The organism is Paenibacillus sp. FSL H3-0469, from assembly GCF_038051945.1.
GTDB lineage: Bacteria > Bacillota > Bacilli > Paenibacillales > Paenibacillaceae > Paenibacillus_AQ.
Genome location: NZ_CP150302.1, coordinates 6,597,385 through 6,616,647, shown reverse-complemented (window position 1 = coordinate 6,616,647; position 19,263 = coordinate 6,597,385). Strand labels below are relative to the sequence as shown.

20 protein-coding genes are annotated in these 19,263 nt (G+C 50.6%); 4 read left to right on the top strand and 16 right to left on the bottom strand.

Annotated features, from left to right (window positions below; all coding sequences use genetic code 11):
- Nucleotides 1-124: 124 nt before the first annotated feature.
- Nucleotides 125-277 carry a hypothetical protein gene (locus NSS83_RS28825; protein ID WP_341346988.1) on the bottom strand — a complete coding sequence of 51 codons (153 nt, stop codon included), beginning with the start codon at nt 275-277 and terminating at the stop codon, nt 125-127.
- Between the two features lie 69 nt (nt 278-346).
- Here NSS83_RS28825 and NSS83_RS28820 point away from each other — a divergent pair, with 69 nt between their 5' ends.
- Nucleotides 347-2,422: a methyl-accepting chemotaxis protein gene (locus tag NSS83_RS28820; protein WP_341346987.1), complete on the top strand. Its 2,076-nt coding sequence runs from the start codon at nt 347-349 to the stop codon at nt 2,420-2,422.
- Between the two features lie 49 nt (nt 2,423-2,471).
- On the opposite strand, the gene NSS83_RS28815 is transcribed toward NSS83_RS28820, so the two are convergent.
- The 6 genes from NSS83_RS28815 to NSS83_RS28790 all read right to left on the bottom strand — a co-directional run bounded on the left by NSS83_RS28815 (nt 2,472) and on the right by NSS83_RS28790 (nt 6,856).
- A complete protein-coding gene (locus NSS83_RS28815; RefSeq protein WP_341187771.1) occupies nt 2,472-3,374 on the bottom strand; it encodes an alpha/beta hydrolase in 903 nt (300 codons plus the stop codon).
- Between the two features lie 467 nt (nt 3,375-3,841).
- The gene (locus NSS83_RS28810) at nt 3,842-4,036 is read right to left on the bottom strand and encodes an aspartyl-phosphate phosphatase Spo0E family protein (protein WP_341188116.1); all 195 of its coding nucleotides are present in this window, start codon (nt 4,034-4,036) and stop codon (nt 3,842-3,844) included.
- Between the two features lie 260 nt (nt 4,037-4,296).
- Nucleotides 4,297-5,514, bottom strand: a complete 1,218-nt coding sequence (locus NSS83_RS28805; RefSeq protein WP_341346986.1) for an aminotransferase class I/II-fold pyridoxal phosphate-dependent enzyme — start codon at nt 5,512-5,514, stop codon at nt 4,297-4,299.
- 13 nt (nt 5,515-5,527) lie between these two features.
- Complete coding sequence (locus tag NSS83_RS28800; RefSeq protein WP_036696743.1) at nt 5,528-6,019, bottom strand: Lrp/AsnC family transcriptional regulator; 492 nt, start codon at nt 6,017-6,019, stop codon at nt 5,528-5,530.
- 168 nt (nt 6,020-6,187) lie between these two features.
- On the bottom strand, nt 6,188-6,586 hold the full coding sequence (locus NSS83_RS28795; RefSeq protein WP_341187770.1) for a spore coat protein: 399 nt from the start codon (nt 6,584-6,586) through the stop codon (nt 6,188-6,190).
- Between the two features lie 36 nt (nt 6,587-6,622).
- Nucleotides 6,623-6,856 carry a hypothetical protein gene (locus NSS83_RS28790; RefSeq protein ID WP_341187769.1) on the bottom strand — a complete coding sequence of 78 codons (234 nt, stop codon included), beginning with the start codon at nt 6,854-6,856 and terminating at the stop codon, nt 6,623-6,625.
- A gap of 188 nt (nt 6,857-7,044) precedes the next feature.
- On the opposite strand from NSS83_RS28790, the gene NSS83_RS28785 reads away from it, so the two are divergent.
- A complete protein-coding gene (locus NSS83_RS28785) occupies nt 7,045-8,283 on the top strand; it encodes an FAD-dependent oxidoreductase (protein ID WP_341346985.1) in 1,239 nt (412 codons plus the stop codon).
- Nucleotides 8,284-8,388: 105 nt separating this feature from the next.
- On the opposite strand, the gene NSS83_RS28780 is transcribed toward NSS83_RS28785, so the two are convergent.
- The 4 genes from NSS83_RS28780 to NSS83_RS28765 all read right to left on the bottom strand — a co-directional run bounded on the left by NSS83_RS28780 (nt 8,389) and on the right by NSS83_RS28765 (nt 13,710).
- Entirely contained in the window at nt 8,389-9,948 is a 1,560-nt protein-coding gene (locus NSS83_RS28780) for a flavocytochrome c (RefSeq protein WP_341346984.1), read from the bottom strand.
- Between the two features lie 127 nt (nt 9,949-10,075).
- Nucleotides 10,076-11,689, bottom strand: coding sequence for a DcuS/MalK family sensor histidine kinase (gene dcuS / locus NSS83_RS28775; protein ID WP_341346983.1), 1,614 nt, complete (start codon nt 11,687-11,689; stop codon nt 10,076-10,078).
- 205 nt (nt 11,690-11,894) lie between these two features.
- Nucleotides 11,895-12,254 carry an FMN-binding protein gene (locus NSS83_RS28770; RefSeq protein WP_341187765.1) on the bottom strand — a complete coding sequence of 120 codons (360 nt, stop codon included), beginning with the start codon at nt 12,252-12,254 and terminating at the stop codon, nt 11,895-11,897.
- A gap of 25 nt (nt 12,255-12,279) precedes the next feature.
- Nucleotides 12,280-13,710, bottom strand: coding sequence for a flavocytochrome c (locus NSS83_RS28765; protein WP_341187764.1), 1,431 nt, complete (start codon nt 13,708-13,710; stop codon nt 12,280-12,282).
- Between the two features lie 184 nt (nt 13,711-13,894).
- On the opposite strand from NSS83_RS28765, the gene NSS83_RS28760 reads away from it, so the two are divergent.
- Nucleotides 13,895-14,353, top strand: coding sequence for a hypothetical protein (locus NSS83_RS28760; RefSeq protein ID WP_341187763.1), 459 nt, complete (start codon nt 13,895-13,897; stop codon nt 14,351-14,353).
- Between the two features lie 125 nt (nt 14,354-14,478).
- Here the strand turns inward: NSS83_RS28760 and NSS83_RS28755 are convergent, their stop codons facing one another.
- The 3 genes from NSS83_RS28755 to NSS83_RS28745 form a co-directional block, all read right to left on the bottom strand.
- Complete coding sequence (locus NSS83_RS28755) at nt 14,479-15,198, bottom strand: response regulator (RefSeq protein WP_341187762.1); 720 nt, start codon at nt 15,196-15,198, stop codon at nt 14,479-14,481.
- Nucleotides 15,199-15,488: 290 nt separating this feature from the next.
- A complete protein-coding gene (locus tag NSS83_RS28750; protein ID WP_341187761.1) occupies nt 15,489-16,115 on the bottom strand; it encodes a DUF4291 domain-containing protein in 627 nt (208 codons plus the stop codon).
- 166 nt (nt 16,116-16,281) lie between these two features.
- The gene (locus tag NSS83_RS28745) at nt 16,282-16,959 is read right to left on the bottom strand and encodes a lactate utilization protein (protein ID WP_341187760.1); all 678 of its coding nucleotides are present in this window, start codon (nt 16,957-16,959) and stop codon (nt 16,282-16,284) included.
- Between the two features lie 100 nt (nt 16,960-17,059).
- On the opposite strand from NSS83_RS28745, the gene NSS83_RS28740 reads away from it, so the two are divergent.
- Complete coding sequence (locus NSS83_RS28740; protein ID WP_341346982.1) at nt 17,060-17,728, top strand: Crp/Fnr family transcriptional regulator; 669 nt, start codon at nt 17,060-17,062, stop codon at nt 17,726-17,728.
- A 200-nt stretch (nt 17,729-17,928) separates the two neighbouring features.
- On the opposite strand, the gene NSS83_RS28735 is transcribed toward NSS83_RS28740, so the two are convergent.
- On the bottom strand, nt 17,929-18,255 hold the full coding sequence (locus NSS83_RS28735; RefSeq protein ID WP_341148988.1) for a hypothetical protein: 327 nt from the start codon (nt 18,253-18,255) through the stop codon (nt 17,929-17,931).
- A 744-nt stretch (nt 18,256-18,999) separates the two neighbouring features.
- Entirely contained in the window at nt 19,000-19,260 is a 261-nt protein-coding gene (locus NSS83_RS28730; RefSeq protein WP_341346981.1) for a hypothetical protein, read from the bottom strand.
- Nucleotides 19,261-19,263: the final 3 nt, after the last annotated feature.

Here is a 19,263-nt window from a genome sequence, read left to right as displayed (position 1 = left end):
GGTGGCAAACAAAGATCAACTTTTCCGCCATGTAAATAACTCCCTTAAGAGGAAGCCTTGTGCCCGGCTTCGCCACCCGGATCATCTCCAGTACCGCAGCATGCGGATCACTGAAAACATTAATTCAGCCGAACTTCGGCGCGAAATACAGCTTGTTGGACAGCCGGTTAAAGATGGCATCAGCCCCGGGTCTGCCGCCGTCTCCGCCTTTGGTCGTACCCTGCAGACTTGGGATATGCGACATTTTTTTATTTTTTTCGACAAAAAGTAACAACAAATTCAGCTCTCCAACCGATGATATTCAATATAGGTATCAATAGCTTCACTATCTAATGGGGGGATTATCATGGCTAATATTGCTCATAAGGGGATTTCCAGGCTCCGGTTCAAAAGCATACGTATGAGAACATTTGCATTCATCCTGCCCATCTTTCTGATCACGCTGGTGCTGGTCGCTCTGTTGTCGTACATGTATTCCAAGAGCATTATCCAGCGCGAGGTTACGCAAAAAATGAATGTGCAGATATCGGATATTTCTAACGAAATTAACGGAAATTTAAGTGGGCACAGCAAGGTTCCCGAGGTTCTGGCCCGGACGCTGGAGAGTCATGCTGCTGAATTCACACTGGATCAATACCGGACGATGCTGTCTAGCGCGCTGAAAGCCAATCCGGATACATATGGTGTGGGCATTTATTTTGAACCCGGACGGTATGACAGCAAGCTGAAGTACTTCTCCACCTATGCCCACCGCGACGGCGATAAGATTGTGACTACCGAGCAGTATAATGACCCCGATTATAATTATCACGGGCAGAACTGGTACACCATCGGCAGAGACCATGCAGGATTTACCGATCCGTTCTATGACACAATTACAGGGACGACAATGGCTACGTTCTCAGTTCCTTTCCGGGATACTGCGAATACCTTGCTGGGGGTGATGGCCGGCGATATCGATCTCAAGACGCTGCAGAACAGGATCGAACAGACCGAGGTCGGGGATACAGGCTGGGCCTTCCTGCTGGACAAGCAGGGGAATTACATTGCAGGGCCGGATGCCGGGAAGAATATGCAGCTGAAAATAACCGATGAAAAAAACGCAAGTCTGTCCGCAGCGGGAGCAGAAATGCTTCAGCAGAATCAGGGAATGGTCACCTATGCCGATTCCGGCGGAACCATCCAGATGTATTATGAAAAGCTGCCGGATACCGGCTGGACCGTGGGTCTCGCCATGCCGGAACAGGAGCTGTATGCGCCGCTTAAAGGGCTGCTTAGGTCTATACTGCTGGTTAGCTTTGTGGGTCTTATCCTGACGGTAGCTGCCGTATATCTATACAGCCGCTATATAACCCGTAAGCTGACCCGAGTCAATGAGATGTCCCAGCAGATGGCTGCCGGAGACTTCACGCGGAAGCTGGAGGTAGACAGCGAGGATGAATTCGGCAATATGGCCGGGCATCTGAACCAGATGATTACCAATCTGAGCAGACTGCTGGGGACCATTGCCGATCACTCCCTGCAAGTCGCCTCGACTTCGGAGGAATTAATGTCTAGCGCCAACCAGACCAATCACACAACAGAGGCTATTGTCGAGAATATTCAGGATCTGTCAGCCGGAGCGGATCAGCAGCTTCAGTCCACCCGCGAGTCTGCAAGAGCGATGGAGGAGATGGCCGCAGGTGTGCAGCGGATCGCGGAGGCCTCGATGGACACCGCAGCAGCGGCTGGGCGGGCGGCAGGCCAGGCGCAGAACGGGCATTCCATCATTACGGAGTCGGTCGAACGGATGGAAGAGATGGAGCGGACCGCCGCAGAAGCTTCAAGCATGATTACCTCTCTTAGCGCGCAGTCCCAGCAGATCGGCAACATTATTGGTCTGATCAAAGGCATCAGCGATCAGACCGGCATGCTGGCCTTAAACGCGGCGATTGAGGCTGCCAGAGCAGGCGAATACGGACGGGGCTTCTCCGTGGTAGCCGGTGAGGTCAAGAAGCTGTCGGAGCAGACGGCCGAAGCTGCAGGGTCTATCAGCACCCTGATTCTCGAGATCCAGCAAGGCAACCGGGCAGTCTCAGACGCGGTGCTGGCGAATGCCGGTGCCGTTCAGGAAGGCTCGCGGATGGTAGGTGAGGCCGGGCGTCTGTTCACGGATATTCTCGGCGGCATCGGCGAGATTAATACCCAGGTTCATGAGATGTCTGCCTCCTCCGAGCAGCTGCTGGCCGGAACCGAGGAGCTGACCTCTTCGGTGGCGGAGATGGCAGAAGTGGCCCGGCAGGCGGCAGAGCGTTCCCAGAGCGCTGCCGCGGCCTCCGAGGAGCAGCTCGCTTCTATGGAGGAGGTAGCCGCAGCCTCTACCGAGCTGGCGAAGATGGCCGATGGGCTACAGCAGGCCGTGGCCGCGTTCAAGGTAAACTAACATGCATAAATAACCCCCTGATAAGTCCCTTCGGACACAGGGGGTTATTTTATATAATCATTCTGCCTCCATTCCCTTTCAAAAAAGCCACCAGCTCCCGGTTCACCCTCTCCGGCTGCTCATGATTCACGCCGTGACCGGCGTCCGGGATAACCGTGTAGCGGAACCCGCCAGCGTCCAGTGTTCCAGTGAGCTCCCGCTTCTGCTTCAGCTTATAATCTCCCAGCAGGAAGTATAGCTGATCCCGGAACATAACCGCTTTCTCCTGTTCGTAGGGCTGAAGCTTATGGGCGAACATCGCCTGCTGGTTATGGCTCTGCATTAACAGCACCAGATGCTCCCCGACTTCAGGATGCTTGTCGAACAGGCCGGAGGCCGGGGAGCTGAGCTTGCGGGCTGCCCTGAGCAGATTGCTGCGTGTAGGGATAAGAATCTCCGGGAACATCATCATTAGCGTATGTATCATGCTTTTAATTGGAGCAGTGACCATTCCTCCCTCCATGCAGGCAGCCCTCAGCACTCTTCCCGGCTCGTTCACCGTGTAATTGAAGGCCATATACGCTCCATTCGACACACCTGCCACACAGAATTGTTCAAGCTTCAGCCCGTCAGCAACCTTGTTGATCCAATCGACCTGGTCAAAGATCCGTTTATTGAACCTCTCACCTGGAACACTCTTCCCCGGTCCTCCCAGCGTATCTACCGCAATGCAGCGGAAATGACGGGACAGCTCCTTCATATTCAGCAGCCACATCACGGCCGAATTATCGCCTACCCCATGGAACAGAAGCAAAGGCGGTAACTCCGGCTCCCCCGCTGTTATACAATGGGTTGTCCCATAAGGGGTCTCCACATCAAGCTCCTGATATTCCGTCCCCCACGCGTCAAGAAGCTCGTTATAGGACCTTAGAACCTGTTCTTTGCCGGCCTCGCTTTTGAATATTTTGATCAAAGAAAACCCCCGCCTTTCCGCCTTGGCGAATTTTTATTAATCTTACTTCATGAAGCACAGGATCATCTTAGAATTAGCTAGACTCATTGTTGCACATTTTGCAGGATTTCTCTAAAAATGTTAAGAGCTGCGGCGTATTGTTGCATCATTTGCAGGAATTCCGGTGTTTAGTGCTGCTTAGCGCTGACTTTGTTGCATTTCATGCAGGATTTCAGCATCGGGCGCTTTTATAAGGCGGTATTGTTGCACATTTTGCAGGATTTCTATAAAGTGTACGGGCTTAGGTAGTATGGGGCCCCATCTCTCATCGCAGCAGCACCAATTGTTCGGTTTCCACCTACATTTTGGCACTTTGTGTCCGGTTTTCATAGACACCTTATCCATAACAAAAGAAATTCATAATTTCCTGATTAACAAAAAAACGGACATCTCCCCAAAGGAAGACATCCGCTTCATAAAGTCCTGTATTAATTGCTCTTGCGGGGACGGCCTCTCATATACTCATTAATCTTGAGATCCAGCAAGCTGCTGATTGCTATTACATTATCCGAGGTAAAGGACTTCTCCTGCATAAAGAGCTGTTCCATTCTGCTGCGGAGCATCTGAATTTCATCTTCCAGCGAGAGCCTGCGTGCATTCGCATCTCCTTTGGCGCGAGGCAGCCCGCTTCCGGAACCACACTTCCCGCCATAGGAGGATAAGTAATAATCTGCGCTCAGCACAATCACCCTTCCTGATAAAAGTATTGCGCATCATCCAGATAAGAACTGTGTAGTTCTATGCAACCAGATATGAAGCGCCTTTATTCCGGAATAAGAGGTCCATGTAAGTGTATTACAGGTGTTTCTTGTCCTTAGAGTAAAATAATACCATATCAGAAGGTGATCGGCTATAGTTCGATTTACTTCTTTGTCGAGCCTTGTCAGGCCCCTTCCCGGGACAGCTGTGAGACAAATGCCCCAATTCGCTCAACCGCTTCATTCAACTGGGACACCGAGGTTGCATAGGAGCAGCGCAGATAGCCTTCCCCGCCCAGACCGAAGACACTTCCCGGAACGGCGGCGACCTTATATTCAAGCAGAAGACGCTGGGCGAACTGGTCAGAGGTCAGGCCGGTGGCCTGGATACTCGGAAATGCATAGAAGGCACCCTGCGGCTCATGACACTCCAGTCCCGCCTCCCGGAGCCCTTTGACAATCAGCCGGCGGCGCTGGTTATACGAATCTGTCATGCGGTCCTTCTCTTCCATTCCGTTGGTAAGTGCCTCCAGTGCAGCCACCTGGCCCATCGAAGGCGCGCACATGACGGTATACTGGTGAATTTTCAGCATGGCAGAGATCAGGTCCGGGTGGCCGCAGGCATAGCCCATCCGCCAGCCGGTCATGGCGAAGGCCTTGGAGAACCCGCTGACCAGGATCGTCCGGTCCAGCATTCCCGGCAGTGAAGCAAAGCTGACATGATTGCTTCCATAGGTAAGCTCGGCATAAATCTCATCGGAGATGACGATAAGATCATGCTTCTCGACCACCTTGGCAATCGGCTCCCAATCCTCACGGCTCATGATGGCGCCCGTCGGATTACTTGGATAGCAGAGAATCAGAATCTTGGAGCGCGGGGTGATCTTGGCCTCCAGATCTTCGGCAGTCAGCTTGAAATTGTTCTTCCCGAAGGTCTCAATGCCGACCGGAATACCGCCGCCGATAGCCGTAATCGGAGAATAAGAGATGTAGCATGGCTCGGGAATCAGAATCTCGTCTCCCGGAGCGATCAGGGCACGCAGGGCCAAATCAATAGCCTCGCTGCCGCCGACCGTGGCGATAATCTGATTCGCCGGATCATACTTCACGGCGAAGCGGGTCTCCAGATACTCGGCAATACCCTCGCGCAGCTCAGGCATCCCGGCATTGGAGGTGTAGCCGGTGAAGCCCCGTTCGAGCGAATAGACGCAGGCCTCTCTGACATGCCAGGGTGTCTTGAAGTCCGGCTCGCCGACACCCAGCGAGATAATATCCTTGCTGCCTGCCGCCAGATCAAAAAACTTGCGGATGCCCGAAGGCTGAATCTGCTGGACCAGCGGGGCCAAATAAGAGTTCATCGACTTTCCTTTATCTCCTGTGTGCTGTGCGTTATTAATGATCATGACATTACATCCTTCACGGAGATATCATCAGACGGTTGTCTTCCTCATGCTCTTCAAAGATGATACCGTCCTGTTTGTATTTTTTGAGCGTAAAATTAGTCTTGGTAGAGAGCACTGCATCAATCGGCGACAGCTTCTCAGACACAAAGTTAGCGACCTCGCGCAGATTGCGGCCTTCCACTTCCACCAGCAGATCGTAAGCACCAGACATCAGATAGACGGATTTAACCTGCGGATACAGATAGATCCGTTCGGCAATCCCCTCGAAGCCGCGGCCCCGTTCCGGTGTAATCTGTACCTCGATCAGTGCCGTCACCCGTTCATCATCGACTTTGTCCCAATTGACAACCGTCGCGTATTTCACAATGACATGGTCCTGCTCCATTTCAGCAATAACAGTCTTCACATCTTCTTCCTCCGCACCAAGCAGGGTCGCCATTAAAGCAGTCGAGCTTCGCGCGTCCTCCTTGAGCAGTTCCAGCACTTTCCTCTTCAATTCATTCATTCTTAGGGCCTCCTGCAAAAAAGAGTTTAGTATTAATATGACATGAAAAGTACCGTTCTGCAAACAAAATAACCCCGCCGGGGCGGGGCTATCTGGATACATTCCCTTTGTATTTTCTCCTGCATGGCCGGGTAAGCGCTCTAATGCTTCACAGGGCCACCGCCAGGGTTACATATAATAGGAACCGTTATGATGCTGCTGGACGTTCGGCTGATGCTGCGAAACGTTCGAGTTCTGGTTATAGGCTCCAGCCCCGCCTGTTTTCTCACGCACGAACTGCTGCAGCTTCTGCTGGGTCTGCTGGGCACTCTGAATCTGCTTGTCCACATCCTGGCGCAGCGCTTTGCCCGGAGGAGTATACATGTTCATTTGCGACATTTGCATGTACAGCTCACCCTGAATTCTGAGGGTATCCATAGTCAAATCATTGAATACCCGTCTGACGGCGGGACAATTCGATTCTGTAGCTGCTGTGGTGTACTCGCGGACTGTCCGCTTCAAATCGGCCAAAATCGTGTAGAGTAAATCTTCATCCGCCATAAACGGCGTTCCATTCTGTGCGTACACAGTAAAACCTCCTTCAAAGTTTGTGGGTACTGCCTGTTATTGCGGCTGCGATGGTGCGTATTGCTGATGCTGATGGAGCAGCTGGACCAGCATATCCATGTGATGGGTATGACTCTGAATCTGCTGAATGCAGATCCCCTGTACGGTTGAATTCTGAGTGGTTCCGGCTGTAGCCGCTAGCTGCTTAATCAGCAAATCCTCATTGGAAATGGAATCGGAAATGTATTCCAATTCTTTTCCGCTAAGTGCCTGCATTTGGTTAGATTGCATGTTCGGTAATCCCTCCTTCTGGTTGTTCAAGCGTTCCTTAGTATGCTTCCGGAGGAGGCTGTTTATGTGCCGGAAGGCACATTCAGCAAGCTCACACTTAATGAATAATCCTTAGGGTCTTGACGCATGAGACTCTGCAATAGCGCAAATAATACTACTCTGAATGACACAAAGGAGCGAACAGATCTATGAAACTCGTCAGCGGGCAACTGCCCTGGGAACACACACTGCCTGAGCCTCCGGTATATCCGGTGCTGGAAGAAGATATTAACTGCGACTGTCTCATTGTTGGCGGCGGGATGGGCGGAGCGATGATGTCCTACCGCATGTCCCTCAGTGGAGCAGATACTGTTCTTATCGATAAAAGAACGGTCGGCACCGGAAGCTCCCACGCCAATACGGGCCTGCTGCAAATCGCCAATGACAAATCACTGACTGCCTGTATGAATACCTTCGGGGAAGAGAATGGCGTGCTGTTCTACAGACTCTGCCAGCAAGGCATGCGTGCGATTCTTGAGCTGCCCGGCAAGCTGGATATCGATCCGCAGATTATTGAGCGCAGCAGTCTGCTGTATGCCAGTACGCCGGAAGATGTTGCTATGCTGAAGCTGGAGAATGAGAATCTGGTGAAGCACGGCTTCGATTCGGAATTCTGGGAGGAGGAGAAGATCCGTGCCCATTATGCCTTCTCCAAGCCAGGTGCGCTATATTCCAAAGGAGATGCGGAGACGAATCCGCTGCGCACCGTACACAGCCTGATTCATAAAGCGCACTCCGGCGGAGTCCGGGTCTATGAGCATACCGAAGCCCTTCATTATGAGTACAATGAAGACGGCGTGATCTGTCATACCGGGCAAGGGCGGATTTTTGCCAAGAAGGTTGTCTTTGCTATGGGGTACGAGACCCAAGAGATGAAGAAGGACCGGGGAGCAGAGCTGATCAACACCTATGCCATTATGACCGGGCCTCTGCCCCAACTTCCGAAATGGCATGAGCAGAGTCTGCTCTGGGAAACGGCCCGGCCTTATCTGTATTTCCGGACGACTCCGGAAGGCCGGATTATTGCCGGCGGCAAGGATGAGCAGCTTACCAGCGTGGAGCGGCGTGAGGTTAGGGTTCTCTCCCAGTGTGAGCGTCTGGTCGAGGAGGTTACAGCCCTGTTCCCGGAACTGCAAGGAATCAAGGCTGAATATTCCTGGGGAGCGGTCTTCGGCTCCACCCATGACGGGCTGCCTTATATGGGACCGCACCCTGAGTTCCCGCACTGCTACTTCATTGAAGGCTATGGAGGGAACGGCACGGTCTACAGTATGATTGCCGCCGAGCTGCTTGCAGATACGCTGGCCGGCAAGAGCCGCCCGGAGCTGGAGCTATTCTCGCTGACACGGTCGCCGAAGCCTGCGCCCTCCCCGGCGATACAGCCTTAGAGCTGCAACATAGAAAGGGATGCCCGCATAGCCTGATGGCTGCGGAGCATCCCTTTTTGTGATTGAACACTTATGGTAATTAACGATATATAGAAGAAGAATAGCTTATTGCGCTTTTACAAATTCAGCCGACTTGATCCCTGCCTGCCGTCCGAAGATAATAATCTCGGCTACCGAGTTACCGCCGATGCGGTTCTCGCCGTGCAGCCCGCCGACCACTTCTCCTGCCGCGAACAGACCCGTAATCGCCTTGCCGTCTTTGTTCAAGACCTCAGTGTTGGTGTTGATCACCACTCCGCCCATCGTATAGTGAATCCCAGGGCCGATCTGAATCGCATAATACGGAGCACCGGACAGATCATTATCCATACCGGTAGTTCTGCCGAACTCGGCATCCGACTTACTCTTCACCGCACTGTTCCATGTATCCACGGTAGTTTTAAGTGCAGCGGCCGGAACCTTCATCTGATCCGCCAGTGCCTCGGTGGTATCTGCGGTCTTGACGACACCCATCTTGATGTATTGATCTACCGCCTTGACACGGGATTTCACTCCGGCGTCGAACACGAGATAAGCGGATTTCTCAGGAAGTGTATTAATGGAAGCCGTCACCTTGTCACGGGTATCCATCTCATTGCCGAAGCGCTTACCCTCAGCAGATACAAGAATAGCTCCTTCGCCCCGGACCGCTTCACCGATCAGGTAGGATTTCTCCTGCTGTACGGTCGGGTGAACCTGAATCTGATCCAGGTCGACTGTAGTTCCGCCAACCTTCTCAATCATAGCAATGCCGTCGCCTGTGCTGCCAATCTGGTTGGTCGTTACCAGTCCTTGCAGATCCGGGCGAACCTTGGCAATCAGCTCTTTGTTGGCACCGAAGCCGCCTGTGGTTACAATAACTGCTGCTGCGCTGATCGTTTTGTCATCGGCCTGGTTGAACAGCACCTTCACGCCGTTCACCTTACCATCCTGTACCGTAAGCTCCTTCACATCCGCATTGACGAACAGCGGAATGCCCTGCTCCTGAACATTGCGGACAAGTCCGGCTACAAGATATTGTCCCACGGCCGAGCCGTCCTCCGGACGATGGGTACGCTTCTCCTTCATACCGCCGGTAATTGTAATATTGTTCAGGCGGATTCCGATGGAATCGAGCCAGTCAATGGCACCTGCGGATTGATCCACGAAGAAGTGCAGCAGCTCCTTATTGTTCGTATCATGTCCGCCCTTAAGGGTCTCTTCATAGAATAGTTCGTTGCTGTCTTCGATGCCCTGCTCTTTCTGGAACTTGGTCTGCGAGGCATTCATCCCCGAGGAGGATTTAGTAGTATTGCCGCCGGCTACCGGCATTTTCTCTAAGATGACCGGGTTCATGCCGGCCGCTTTGGCTTCCAGCGCAGCAGACATTCCCGCACCGCCTGCGCCGACGATGACGATATCATATTTATCTTTTAACTGATCGTACGGAGTATAGCTCGCTTCGGATGCTCCCGACACGGCCTCTGCCTTCTCTGTTGGTGCAGTGGTTGCTGCCGGCTCTGTAGCCGTGCTGCCCGCTTCCTCGCTCTCATTCTTGCTGTTGCCCGCATTGTTGTTTCCGCAGCCTGCAATCACCAGCATCACGGAGAGAATGAGGATAAGCGCCGCTGTTAATCTCTTATTCATGTGAGTTGTGCCCCCTTGTGCATATTTTCACAATTATCATAGCGCCAAAGAAGCGGTTTGTGGAACCTTCCGTAAGTTATTAAAGAGTTTTGTAACTAAAGTAACCAGGCGTATGGACCCTAAATGTTCACACGCCCTCCTCCTCCTTCACCTCATAAGGCACATCCACGATAAAATGCGCACCTGATCCGCAGCCGGCGGCAAGCTCAAGATGACCCCCAAGTTTGTCTACACTTTTCTTCACCAGATATAGGCCGATTCCCCGCTGTTCCCCCTTGGAGGAGTACCCCTGAACGAAGATCTTCTCCTTGAGTCCCGCCGGAATTCCCGGACCGTTATCGCTTACCTCGCATAGCAGCCGCCCCTCTTCATATTGAAAAGCAAGCTCCACCCGCTTCACGGGTTGCCCGCAGAGCTCCCCCAGCGCCTCCAGGGCATTATCCAGCAGATTGCCGGCAATCGTAATCAGTTCATGAATCACCTGCGGATCAGCCGGCTCCGGCAGATAGCTGTCTCCGGTCAGCACCAGCTCCATCCCCGCTTCGCGCGCCCGGCTCAGCTTGCCCAGCAGGAATCCGGCCAGCACCGGGTCCTTGATCTGTCTCGTGATCGCCCCGATCTCCTTCTGGTAATTGTTTACCGTTCCCAGAATATATTGCTGCAGCTCATCATACAGGCCCATATGGGTCATGCCCATAATGACATGCAGCTTGTTCATGAACTCGTGGGCACCGGAGCGCAGCGCTTCTGCATAGACCGAGACTCCCGACAGCTTCTCCGCCAGCACAGCCAGCTCGGTCTCATCCCGGAAGGTGGCAATCGCGCCAACAATGTTACCGTTCACCCGGACTGGCAGGCTGTTCACTAATAAAGAGCTGTCTCCCAGCTCCAGCTCCTGGTCCTGTATTCCCTCTCCCTCAGCCAATACCCGCTCCAGACCCAGCTCCGGCCAAAACTCGGCAATCTGCCGGTTCATCGCGCTCCCGCCAATCCCCGCTGCCCTCAGAAGCCGCTGCGCCTCCATATTAAGGATGGTAATCCGCGCCTGTTGATCTACGGCAATAATTCCCTCGCGCGTGGATTCCAGCATCGCACTGCGTTCCTGGAGCAGCTTGGAGATGTCCTCCGGCTCCATCCCGAACACCATCCGCTTGATCTGGGCCGCCAGAATGAATGCTCCTCCCGCTCCAAGCAAGGCTCCCGAGACCAGAATCGCAATAATCGTCCACTCATTCAGCAGGACCAGCCGCTCGACCCGCTCCAGGGACAGACCCGCAATGACCACACCCACCTGATGTCCCCGGTTGTTATAGACCGGCACGAAGCCGCGCAATGATCTGCCGAGCGGCCCTGCCCCTTCGGAGATGCTCTCCCCTCCGCGCAGCGATATCTCCTGGCCGCCTCCCGCAAAGGGCAGTCCGACCAGCGAGGCATCCGGATGGGAATAGCGGATACCCTTCATATCTGTCACTACCACGAACATAATATCATTGCGGCGGGCGATCCTTGAGGTGTAGTCCTGAATCTCCTTGCTGTTGCCTTCACTAAGCCCCTCCGAGACCAGCGGAATCAGGGCGATAGTACGGGCAATCGTAATCGCCTTATCCTCCAGCGCCTGCCGGGTCTGTGGAATAATCTGATTCCGGAAAATAAAATATAAAATCAGCAATACCAGCAGGACAACGGCAGACACCATGACGGCAATCATTGTGCGCAGACTGTAGTTTTTTTTCCTGGCCACTGGTGCGAAGACCTCCCTTCATGTCCCATGTTCCTATACCATTCGAACTATATTAGTTGAATCAGAATTTGTAAAGCTACTCCCGAGGATCGCTTCTTAGGGGATGAAACAATGAAGCAAGCCCAGCCGTTCTGCCGGAGACAGGAGGGCTGGGCTTGCTCGGGTGATATGACCACAACTCTTTTATAAGCAATTGAATGATAGCTTACTGCTTCTTGGCCTGTTCCAGCGCCTGGGTCACCGCTTCAATAATCCCGCCGCTGGAGCCGGAAGCCCCGGAGAGGGCGTCTACGCCTTCTGTGGTTTGCTTTTCAATAATTTCAGGAATCGTATTCTCTACAGCCGCATCGATCATCGCCTGCGTCTCCTTATGCTCCTGTACGGTAATGGCGCCGATCTTCTCATCCTTGATTTCTACCGCCACTTTAATATCACTCTTGACCCCTTTGCCTGTTCCATCATAGGTCCCGTCCACATACTTGCCGGAAGATGAAGAGCATCCCGCCGTAAGGACTGTTGCAGCCGCAAGGGCAGAGAACAGCAAGGTTTTTGTCCACTTGTGCATGAGTAATTCCTCCCTCTGAAAGTTCCTATTGCTTAAGTGCCTTCACAGCTTCATCTGCTGCAATCCGCCCGAAGGTAGTGATGTCTGCCAGTGCATTACCGCCCAGACGGTTCGCGCCGTGTACCCCGCCGGTTACTTCGCCCGCAGCATACAGCCCGGCAATGACCTGATCCTTGGTATCCAGCACCTGAGCCTGAGTGTTAATCGCTACGCCGCCCATGGTATGGTGGATTCCCGGTGTTACCTGAATTGCATAATATTTTCCCTTTTCAAAAGACAGCTCAAGATCCGGCCGTTCAAACTCTGTATCCTTACCGGAAGCAACGAAGCCATTATACGTATTCAGTGTATCCGCCAGTGCTTTGCCGTCTACACCGATCTGTGCCGCCAATTCTTCAGGTGTTGCCGCTTCTTTGACCAGATCCATTCCAAAGTAAACCTCGGTTGCCTTCAGGTTCGCACGCAGCGCATCATTGAAGATCAGGTAAGCTACCTTGCCGGACTGGGCCAGAATATTCTGGGACACGACATCGCGGGTCAGCAGTTCATTGGTGAATCGTTTGCCTTCGCTATTGACCAGAATTGCACCGTCTCCGCGTACACCTTCCGTGATCAGCACGCCTTGATTCGGAATGGTGGTCGGGTGAATCTGAATCTCTTTCATGTCTACCAGCTTGGCGCCGATCTTCTCTGCCATCGTTGTACCATCGCCGGTTGCGCCCGGTTGGTTAGTGGTGGAGAACCCTTCCAGCTTCGGCTGGTAGCCCTTGATCATCTCCATGTTGGCTCCGAAACCGCCGGCGGCCAGAATCACAGATTTGGCATTGATCGTGTACTCCTTGCCTTCCTTGTCGGTCACCTTCACTCCGGTAACTACACCCTCATCATTCTTGACGATCTCTTTGGCTGTCGTCTGCATTCTTACGTCAATCTTCTCATCCTGCAGCTTCTTCTTCAGCGCAACGACGATGAAATTTCCGGCCGCCTCGCCGCCCTTCGGACGGTGAATCCGGTTCACGCTTGCCCCGCCTGCGCGTCCCACTTCAGACAGCTCGGCTCCATTCTCCTTCAGCCACTCCACGGAAGCCGCTGCACCGTTCGTAAGCGTTCTGACCAGATCCGGGTTATTGAGATTCTTGCCGCCCTTCATGGTATCCTCGAAATGCAGCTCCGGACTGTCTTTGATGCCAGCCGCTGCCTGATAGGGTGTTCCTGCCGCATTCAGCCCGCCTTCCGCGCGGACGGTGTTGCCGCCAAGCATCGGCATTTTCTCTATCAGAATGACCTTGGCTCCCTGGCTATGTGCTTCAAGTGCTGCGGTCATCCCCGCTCCGCCGCCGCCGATAATTACAATGTCCGTAGACTCCCCTTTGGTGCTGTTACAGGCAGGCAATACCACCAGACTTGCCAGCAACAACCCCTTGCCCAGCAGACTTCCCCATCTCTTTCTGTTCATTCTGTTCTCCTCCAATTGTCATTGTGCATATTTTCACAATCATCATAACCTGAAGGAGCCCCGACTAGAATATTTAGTAATTAAAGAAATGATAAAGTAAATAAAGGTAGTGAATTTGCTTGAATGTGGTTATAGATTTATAATTGGAGCTTATACAACCGTATCACTAGGAGGAGCAGAAACTATGGAAAAAAGCGAAAAATATTGGCTGGCCGGTGCTGTTCTGGCAGCAGCCGGTGTCTCCCTGATGAGCTACACCGCAAGCCGCTATACTTCATTCAAAAGAGTAGTTGCCCGAACCATCCGTCTGGAAGATATCGCTGCACTGGAAATTACCCGCCTGTCTTCTGTTCCCGGTGAACAGAAGGATATTGTGATCACCGATCCGGAAGCAATTAAGCGGATCTACGATGATTTCTCTGGTGTCCGCCTGATGAAATCCGCCCGCAATGTCAATACAGACAACAAGTACAGCTATTACCTTACCATCGTGCAGGCCGACCGGAAGCAGCGGTTCGACATTATTTTGAAGGGCAAGCATCACATGATTATCTACGACAATGACATGAACAACCCGCACCTGGTAGCCTATAAAATCATTAACGAGTTCAGTCCGCTGGCTCTGCAGCAGGCCTTCGATTGATTCTGCGCACGCTTATGTATGGCATAGCTTAATAACCTTCACAGCTATTGTGACGGCTATATGGAGTCATGGAACGCCTGGGACAGCCTTGGGACAACCGTGACTCCGTTTTATTTAGAGAACGCTCATAGATATTTACGGATAAGTTCATGCCCTTCAGGCCTCACCTTATACATATACACCGGCCTGCCTACCGCACCATAGCTAAGCTCCATCTCCAGAATACCTGCCTCCGTCAGAAAAGCCAGATATTTGCGGACTGAGATCCGCGAGATGGGCGCATGGCTGCTGATATCCTCCGTGGAGAATACCGGGCTCTCCAGCCGGTTAATCGTGCTCCAGATGCTCTCCAGTGTGCCTTCGGCAAGTCCTTTAGGCAGCGGCAGGGCAGCGTTCTTCTCCTCTTCCGTCCCGAGCGAATGCCGCAGCAGCTTATCCAGCTGCTCCTGGCTGAGATGCTCCTTGTGCATCAGCTTATAATCTTCACGATACGCCGACAAGGCCGCCTGAAACCGGGCAAACTCGAACGGCTTGATCAAATAATCCACAGCCCCGTTCTGCAGCGCCTTGCGGATGCTGGCATTGTCGCTGGCGGCGGAGATCACGATGATGTCCACCTTGCTCCCCTGCTCCCGCAGAGCAGAGAGCAGCTGCAGCCCGCTGACACGCGGCATATATATATCCAGCAGCACCAGATCGACCTGCTCCTTCTCCAGCATCGTCATTGCCTCATCCCCTGTCGCCGCCCAGCCCGCATACTCAAAGCCCGCAACCTGCTCCAGATAATGCCGGTTAAACTTCGCCACCATCGGGTCATCCTCTACGATCAACACTCTAATGTTCATGGGTTCTCCTTGTCTTTTGTGCAATTACAGTATATTGATTGAACTAATGATTTTAGGTTAGGGTTTGGCCGTGACTCCAGAGAAGTTTTGGACTTCCGGCCGCTGTTGTCCCCAGATTTCTTGATTTTATACGCTCTTAGAGGTAGAAATCCGGTGACAAAGGCGGTCGCTACCGCTCCTCCAGTTCCAAAATTCCCCTCCGCCACTTCCCCTTAACTTAAATTTCTAAACTTGCCTAAACATTAATAACTTTCACTTTTCTAGCCCCTAAAATGAAAACTATAAGAATTTTACTTAAGTATCCCTAAAGTTCTTTGAATAGCATCCTCCACATAGTACGGGGTCTCCTTCGGCAGCAGATCCGTGCTGAACTTCCCGGATTGTATAGCCTCTCTGGTATCGATTACAAGCTCAGTAATATCATTGATTTCTACTATCCATTCGTGGATGTATTTATGCACCATATCGCCCCTGAGACCTAACTGAATGGCTCTTCGCGGCAATTTGTTCCCATGGATATCTCTATCCGGGTCCCATTGACATCTCACTTGGGAAGCTTGTAACTTCGTCTGCCACTCCTCTTGGGAAGCATACAAGTCAGGGTCATATGAGGACAGGACTACCTGTGACAAAATATAATTGAAGCCCTCTCTGGTGATATCAATCGCCAATATCCGCTCCTGATCCGTTTTGGTCGCCCAACCCGACCGGTACATCATCCATAAGAAAGAAGGCTTGATCCAAGTCATTCGATCAATTTTAAAAGAAGGCCCGAATTGCCCAAGCTCTGATACCTCATCTGCAATTTTGTGATTATAGGCCTGATACACCCGGACTGTTGACTCATTGTAATGGGCCATGATTATTCTGTCTTCTGTATCTATCGTCCGCTCCAGTTGTTTTCGCACAGTTGTCATTTGAATGGTTGCCTCCGAACTTTTTTCTAATGCTGCTCTTATCAGTATATTCTGAGTCTGCTATTCAGTCTAACTTTAGAACAACTTTTCCTACCAAATAGAAAAAACGGCTTGGGATAGATGAGATTCTCCTACCCTAAAGCCGCTATTAATCCTTATTCAAAATTCAAAATCCCAAAGATTCGCCAACAATAATAACCTTTATTCTCCCCGCTGTCTTACACATTCTGGTTTCGACGATGTAAGAACAGATACAATCATCCGATTTACAATCTGCGCATGCACCATTGATCAGACAGGGCGTTTTTTGCGGTGAATGTAAGAATGGGCTGGACGAACTCGAACAACGGCTTGCGTTAATGGGGGCGGCATAGGTTCTGGCTCTGATCACTGCGTCTTCAGCGGTCTTGCACACCTTATTCATCCCAACGACAGCAACCACACTTCTCGGTCCAAAAGTAATCGCTGCCGCCCGGTTGCCCACACTGTCGATATTGACCAGTATCCCATCTTCACTAACGGCGTTGAAGCTGGTTAAATAAGTGCCGCACAAAAGAGATTGGCGCATGAGGTCATAACGTTCCTCCATCGTTTGCGCTGTATCACGATCAATGATGGTATAGCTGCCATGACGTACCCGGTCAAGAAGCCCGATTTCCTCAAGCGTGACGGACCCGCCCCAAGATACCGAAGACTGTTCCGGAATTAAGGATAGTGCCTTTTCTGCAGCTTCAATGGCGTTGTCACAATAATAAGCTTCAAATTTTCTACTTTGCAGATTTTTAATGACCTTGGTGGCTAACAACCGGTTTCTCGCTTTGATTGAATCTTCTTTCGCTTGCATGGTTCTTCCTCCGTTCTGACATTAGGCAAGGTGGCTAACTTCGTGTGTATGTATGATTAATATAGTATAGTAAAAAGAAAAAGGATGTTGCACATGCAACGTGAAGCTTATCATGAATAACTTAGATTCCCTATGTCAATCACGTTTATTTTCAGGGATTGCTCCAGATGATATTCCCCAAATGCTTAATTGTCTGTCAGCCACACAGAAAGAATATACAAAAGATGAGATGGTAGTCCGGGAGGGCGATTTCGTTGATGACATCGGCATCATATTGCAAGGTACTGCTCAAAGTACGAAATTAAGCCCCACAGGAAAACAAATTATTGTATCCCTCCATTACCCGGGCGGATATACCGCTGTTCTCACAGCAGCCAGCCGTGGACGAAGATGCCCAATGTCAGTAAAGGCAATAGAACCGCTTGAAGTGCTGTTTATTCCTATCCAAAACATATTGAGCCCTTGCACAAAGTTAGGTAGGGCACACGAACAATTACTTGGCAATCTTTTCGATAGTATCGCCGAACGAGCGTTAGAACTGCATGACCGGAACGATTGTCTGATTATGCCGACTATTCGCGATAAGGTTTTAACTTTCTTAACAAGAGTTAGGCGTGAAACGGGAACGGAGACTTTTACAATTCCCTTTGACCGGGAAGCGATGGCCGAATATCTGGACGTAGACCGCAGCGCCCTATCCAGAGAGCTGGCATGGATGAAGCGGGACGGCTTGATTGAGTTTTATAGAAATGAATTTAAGCTGTTGTGAAAAACAATGGAAAAGGAATTTCACTAAAGGAAAGCAGGGCTGATGTGGTCGCTTATGTGGGGTAGTCATTATGGGGGATTTCAGCATTTTTAACTTTGATTGGATGATATTGGGGATGACTTTCTATTTATAAAAAATAGAGGGTGTGTCCCATAAGCCATGAAATGGCTGTGGCCCCCCCAAAGTGCTTTAGCTATAATTTATTGAGGAAACAATTCCAAATATATTCTGTACCACTCCGGGCGCTGTGCTTTAATTAAGGATAGCACCTCTTTTAAGGCAATACCTTTTAACTGAGACAACATGTCATAATTTATCCTTTGTATCGTAAGCCAAATTTGACCGATTGACTCGCCGCAACTTCCTGCAATCATTTCATTACAGTCACTTTCGTTTGACACATTGATTAAAAACTCCACTGTCTCATCATCTTGAAAGTTTTCTCCTAATTCAATCACTGCATCATCTTTTTCCGCATCTGATGCCGATGGGTCTACTAATATTTGAAAAAGTTTATCCTTATTCATACTTGTCACTCTCCTAATAATTTCAGGATACAAATGGTTCAAGTTCTCTCTGGCTATAGGGGTGGTGAAATGCTATTCTACGGACTTTCATGCCTGATGAGTTTATTTCTTGAAATGTCCCAAGCGAAAAAAGTTGAGTCATTAATATAGTATAGTAAAAAGCAAAATGATGTTGCACACGCAACGTGAAGCCTCTCATGAATAACATAAATTCCCTGTGAAAGTACAGGCCATAGAACCGCTTGAGGTGCTGTTTATTCCTATTCAAAACATATTGAGCCCTTGCACAAAGTTCGGTAAGACACACGAACAATTTTTTCGATAGTGTCGCCAAACGGGCGTTAGAACTGCATGACCGGAACGATTGTCTGATTATGCAGACTATTCGAGATAAGGTTTTAACTTATTTAACAAGAGTTAGGCGTGAAGCTGGAACCGAAGCTTTTACACTCCCCTTTGACCGGGAAGCGATGGCCGAATATCTGGACGCAGACCGCAGCGCCCTATCCAGAGAGCTGGCATAGATGAAGCGGGACGGCTTGATTGAGTTTTATAATGAATTTAGGCTGTTGTGAAAAGTAATAGAAAAGGAATTTCGCTAACGGTGAGCAGATATGAAATTAGAATCTCTTTAAATAAGTAATTTCTTTTTATTGGTTGAATATTAGGTTCATTCAGCATAGGGTAGCCCTCTCCAAAAGAAAAACCCTGAATGGCATAAAGCCAATCAGGGTTCTCAAGAAATTAATCGGGACTTATTAAACATTTACCTACTAACTCTTCTGCTTCATACCCGTTTGGTTTAAGATTTAAAGAAATAGTGTCTTTATTCATTTGTGGATTTTTATAGCCCATATGCACAACATTATTAATTACATATTCATTTTCAGTATTGTTTGCATCTACCAGTAAATCCCCTGTAAGTTCGCCAAGGTACTTTCCAGTTATTACAACAATATTCACACTCTTTATATACATTGAAAATTCAACATTTATAGAAAACATACG